Here is a 5,051-nt window from a genome sequence, read left to right on the forward strand (position 1 = left end):
TCATTTCCCTGCCGCTTTTGATCATTTCCCAGGCGGATTTGCACCTGTTTTCGACTCTTTTGCGCCTCTCCTTGGCATATTTGATTATTTCCCTTTGGATTTGACTATTTCCCAAGTTTTTTTGCACCTCTACTTCCACTACTCCCCCTTCTTCTCATCTTCCCCCAATTCCCCACTACCTTTGTTGACCCGAAGTTAAAAATCCAAATGATACGTGATCTTGAATCGGGATCCATGCGCCAATTCCTTGGGATGTCACATTTTTGGTGACAATATACCGTTTCCACCCTTTAAAAACGATATAAACTTCTCCATATGTGATTTTTCCCTTTTCATTGATTGCAGGCGCATAGGCGTATAAATAACCTAGTCGGTTTGGCGGAACATTATAGGTTTGATTTTTCTTCGTGCCAGCTCCGATTGTGGTTGAAAAAGCGAGTGGAACATTTGTTTTTTCTCCCGCTTTAATCATCATCATTTTTTGTACATCATCAGCATTCGGAACTTTTGCCGTTAGTCCACCTTTAATGGTCTTCTGTGTTTCCTGTACATAATGAAGTTGAAAATTGGCTTCCCCTCCACGGTTGTCATGATAATTCGTATTAATTTTTTGATATTCCCAATTTGGTACAGTTTCCGTTGATTCATAATTTAGCGGCCATTCCCCTAAATAAATTGTAGCCCTGAGTCCAATGGAAAATGGAGATTTATTGAAAGATGATTCATTCAACATCCTAATTAAGTGCGGATTTTCAATTTTCACTTTTGATGTATCCAATAATTCTTGAGTTAATTCACTAGGCTGAAGTGATGGTAAATCTTGCGTTGGATTTGGATACGTATTCTCCTTCGTAATACTAATAACCGAGGAAGGAATATTGATCTTTTCTTTTGGGTTCTCAATTGAAGCGAAACTATTTATCGGAATACAAAATGAAAAAATAAAAACAGCAATCATCGCAAAACGAAAAAACTTCATAATTGATTCTCCTTTCATTCCATTTTCTGGATGGTGCCTGGCACCTGACTTTTATTGTATTTTGCTCACTCTTTTATTTCCTATGCCTTTTATGTGAATATCTTGTGAAAAAAGAAGGCTGCCTCGTAAGCGTTTTGTGCTTTGGAGGCAGCCTTGGTTTTGTTTTATAGGAGGTAGAATCCGATTCCCATTATGAAATAGGCGGCTAGGAGTGTGATTCCTTCAAACCAGTTGGTTTCGCCGTCGTTTGTGATGACGATGGTGAGTAGTACGGCGGTGGCCATTGAGATGAGTTCTGGCATTGTAAAGACTAGTGGCATTGCGGTTGGAAAGAATAGTGAAATTAACACAAGCAGTGGTGCAACAAACATGGCAATTTGGAGTGTGGAGCCCATGGCAATTTCAACAGTAATGTCCAGTTTATTTTTCATAGCCATCAGAATAGCGGAAGCATGTTCTGCTGCATTCCCGACAATGGCTACGATAATCACCCCGATGAATAATTCACTCCAACCGAAACGTTCACCAACCTCTTCAAATGTGTGAACTAAGTTTTCGGATATATAGGCGACTGCGATGGTTGCGAGTAGTAACACAATCACAGCACTTACTTTTCCCCATTCTGGAACCTCATGTTCTTCAGTTCCTCCTTCGTCTGTTGTTTGGTATACCCCTCGATGTGTCACCAATTTAAAGAAGAGAGCCGCTAAATATAAGGTAATCATAATGACTGAAATTCCAATACTTAACGAAATGGTTTGTCCCTCGGTCATAGAAGATGTGAAGATTTCTGGAATAACAAAAGCAACAATGACTGCAAACATTAGAAGCCCTGAATTATGTCGTGCATCATACACATTATATTTCTGGCGCTTATATTTCACCCCGCCAACGAAAAAGGATAAGCCCGCAACTAATAGTAAGTTTCCAAGCACAGAACCTGTTAAAGAGGCGAGCACGACTTCAATGAGTCCTGCTTTTAAGGCGAAAATGGAGATGATCAACTCAACCGCATTTCCAAATGTAGCGTTCAAGAGCCCTCCTATTCTAGGCCCCGCTACAATCGCTAAGCTTTCTGTCGCTCTTCCCATAAAACTTGCTAAGGCAATAATGGTTAAACAATAAATGATAAACATAAGAATACTAGACCAATGCATAAGCGACCCAATAACGGAGAGAGGGACTCCTATAAAAACAAGTGCCGTAAAAATTTTTCCCATACAAGAACCTCTTTTCTACATCAATTCAATATTTAAAGTCTCCTTGCTACTATTTTCCCCACTTCTTACCCTTCTATTAATTCAAATGTTTCAATCACTTCAATACTCGGAATAACCGATTGAACCATCGAGCAATGTTTCCGGCTTAATTCCATTGCCTTGTGAATTTTTTCTTCCTTCAATCCTTTTCCTGTAATTATAAAATGAACCTCGATTTTTGCTACACGATCAGCCTTTTCATCATCGCGTGTGACATTTGCTTCTATCTCAATATTTTGAAAATCAACCCGTTGTTTCTTCAATATTTTTCGGAGCACACCTCCACTACACACTACAACAGATGAAACCAATAATTGAAATGGACGAAATCCATACTCCTCATCCCCCGAAATATCTAAACGCCCAAATGGTAATTCCGTATAAAAACCACTTTCTTCTTTCATCTGAAATTTCAATTTTTTCCACTCCTTGAGGTTTTTCTATATAAATTGTAGCGAAATATATCCTTCATTCCAATAAAAATTTTCAAACACACCACCAAATAGGAAGATTGGAATCAAATAGGAATTTTCAATACAACTTTCCTCTTTACATATAGATGACCCATAAAAAATTTTAAAGCAAAAATCAAAACGTCACAAATCATTCTTAAAACAATTCCTTTGCATTTGGAATATTCTATGTTATGATATTTCTTAATTAGAATTATTTTAATTAAATTATTTGTTCCTTATTTTTAATAAACGCTATAATATCAACGTTGATAACCTTTCTCACTTAATGTGACTTATTAATATAGTGATTACAATTCTCAATTAGTTGATACTATTTTTCAATTAAGGAGGTTAAATACATGAATAGCCAAGTAAATGCTCTGCCTGCAAAAAAGAAACAGACAACGGCCAACATCTTTGAAAAAACGAAACCGTATTGGGAATTAATTGCCGCCATTACGAGTGGAGTGTTCATTTTTGTCGGTTGGATTTTGAATAAAAATGACATCAGCACATTATCTATCATTTTTTATTTACTTGCCTTTGGTATTGGAGGATTTGCCAAAGCAAAAGAAGGGATTGAAGAAACGATTGCAAACAAAGAACTAAATGTGGAAATGCTCATGATTTTTGCAGCTATCGGTTCTGCCATTATCGGGTATTGGACGGAAGGGGCCATCTTGATTTTCATCTTTGCTGTCAGTGGAGCACTTGAAACGTATACGATGAATAAGAGCCAAAAGGAAATTTCCTCTCTGATGGAAATTCAACCCGAAGTAGCTCTTCGTATCCGCAATGGGATTGAGGAAATTGTCCATGTTTCTGATTTGCAAATAGGGGATGATATTTTAGTCAAACCAGGGGAGCGTGTCCCTTCTGATGGAAAAATTAAAAAAGGACATTCAACCATTGACGAGTCGGCTATCACAGGGGAACCAATCCCTGTTTCTAAAAAAATAGATTCCGATGTCTTCGCAGGAACGGTCAATATTACCGGATCGATAACAGTAGAAATTACAAAGCCGGCAAATGAAACATTATTCCAAAAGATTATTGAACTTGTACAATCTGCCCAAAGTGAAAAATCGCCTTCCCAGCAATTCATTGAACGATTTGAAGGAACTTATGTCAAAATTGTTCTGTTTATCGTCGGTCTCATGATGTTTGTTCCACATTTTGCTTTAGGCTGGAGTTGGACAGAAACATTTTACCGAGCAATGGTTCTATTAGTTGTTGCTTCACCTTGTGCTCTCGTTGCATCGATCATGCCTGCTACACTTTCTGCTATCTCGAACGGGGCTAAGCATGGGATCCTTTTTAAAGGGGGAGCTCATCTAGAAAACTTAAGTAATCTAAAGGCGATTGCCTTTGATAAAACAGGAACATTAACAAGAGGGAAACCCGAAGTAACAGATGTGATTGTCCGTGAAGATTTATCGATGGATCAATTATTACAAATTGCCGCTTCCATTGAGAATCAGTCGAACCACCCATTAGCCCAAGCCATAGTCAAATATGCAAAAGGAAAAGGTACGACGATTCTTTCACCGGATCATTTGCAAGATGTTGCTGGCTGGGGAGTAGAAGCATCTTTCAATGGGGCTAAATGGAAAATAGGCAAGGCTGATTTTGTTGGAAAAGAAGCCGCTCTTTCATTCGCGAATGGAAGAGCAAAAGAACTTGCATCCCAAGGAAAAACAACCGTTTTTGTTCAAGATTCACAAGGAGTCGCTGCTGTTATTGCTTTAAAGGATGTCATTCGTGAAGAAACGAAGAAAGCCTTACAACTACTACATGAACAGGGAATTTATACAATCATGCTAACAGGTGATAGTGAAAAAACAGCGAAAGCCATTGCAGCTGAAGCACATTTAGATCATTATATGGCAGAATGTCTCCCTGAACATAAGGTAACACATCTCAAAACATTGCTTGAAAAATACGACACCGTTGCGATGGTCGGCGATGGGATTAATGATGCCCCTGCTCTAGCGACAGCGAGCGTAGGAATTGCGATGGGTGAAGGATCAGACGTTGCCTTAGAAACAGCCGATATCGTCCTAATGAAAAATGATTTACCACGTATTGTTGATGCCATTCGTCTTTCAAAAAAAATGAAACGAATCGTCACACAAAATATCATTTTATCGATTTCTGTCATTATGCTTTTAATTGCATCAAACTTTTTACAAGTGGTGGATTTACCACTTGGCGTCATTGGCCATGAAGGAAGTACGATTTTAGTCATTTTAAACGGCTTGCGATTAATCGAGTAGAGTGAACGAATCGGAATTTTGATTCGTTCGACCCTCTCACACCACCGTACGTACGGTTCCGTATACGGCGGTTCAATAATTT

4 protein-coding genes are annotated in these 5,051 nt (G+C 38.5%); 1 reads left to right on the forward strand and 3 read right to left on the reverse strand.

The window, feature by feature from the left end; translation table 11 throughout:
- Nucleotides 1-175 precede the first annotated feature (175 nt).
- The 3 genes from J2S13_RS16430 to J2S13_RS16440 all read right to left on the reverse strand — a co-directional run bounded on the left by J2S13_RS16430 (nt 176) and on the right by J2S13_RS16440 (nt 2,654).
- Entirely contained in the window at nt 176-979 is an 804-nt protein-coding gene (locus J2S13_RS16430; protein ID WP_307258926.1) for a YfkD famly protein, read from the reverse strand.
- Between the two features lie 164 nt (nt 980-1,143).
- On the reverse strand, nt 1,144-2,199 hold the full coding sequence (gene cax / locus J2S13_RS16435; protein ID WP_307258927.1) for a calcium/proton exchanger: 1,056 nt from the start codon (nt 2,197-2,199) through the stop codon (nt 1,144-1,146).
- Between the two features lie 65 nt (nt 2,200-2,264).
- Nucleotides 2,265-2,654 carry an OsmC family protein gene (locus tag J2S13_RS16440; protein WP_307258928.1) on the reverse strand — a complete coding sequence of 130 codons (390 nt, stop codon included), beginning with the start codon at nt 2,652-2,654 and terminating at the stop codon, nt 2,265-2,267.
- 398 nt (nt 2,655-3,052) lie between these two features.
- Here J2S13_RS16440 and J2S13_RS16445 point away from each other — a divergent pair, with 398 nt between their 5' ends.
- Nucleotides 3,053-4,969, forward strand: a complete 1,917-nt coding sequence (locus J2S13_RS16445) for a heavy metal translocating P-type ATPase (protein ID WP_307258929.1) — start codon at nt 3,053-3,055, stop codon at nt 4,967-4,969.
- Nucleotides 4,970-5,051: the final 82 nt, after the last annotated feature.

The organism is Oikeobacillus pervagus, from assembly GCF_030813365.1.
Classification (GTDB): domain Bacteria; phylum Bacillota; class Bacilli; order Bacillales; family DSM-23947; genus Oikeobacillus; species Oikeobacillus pervagus.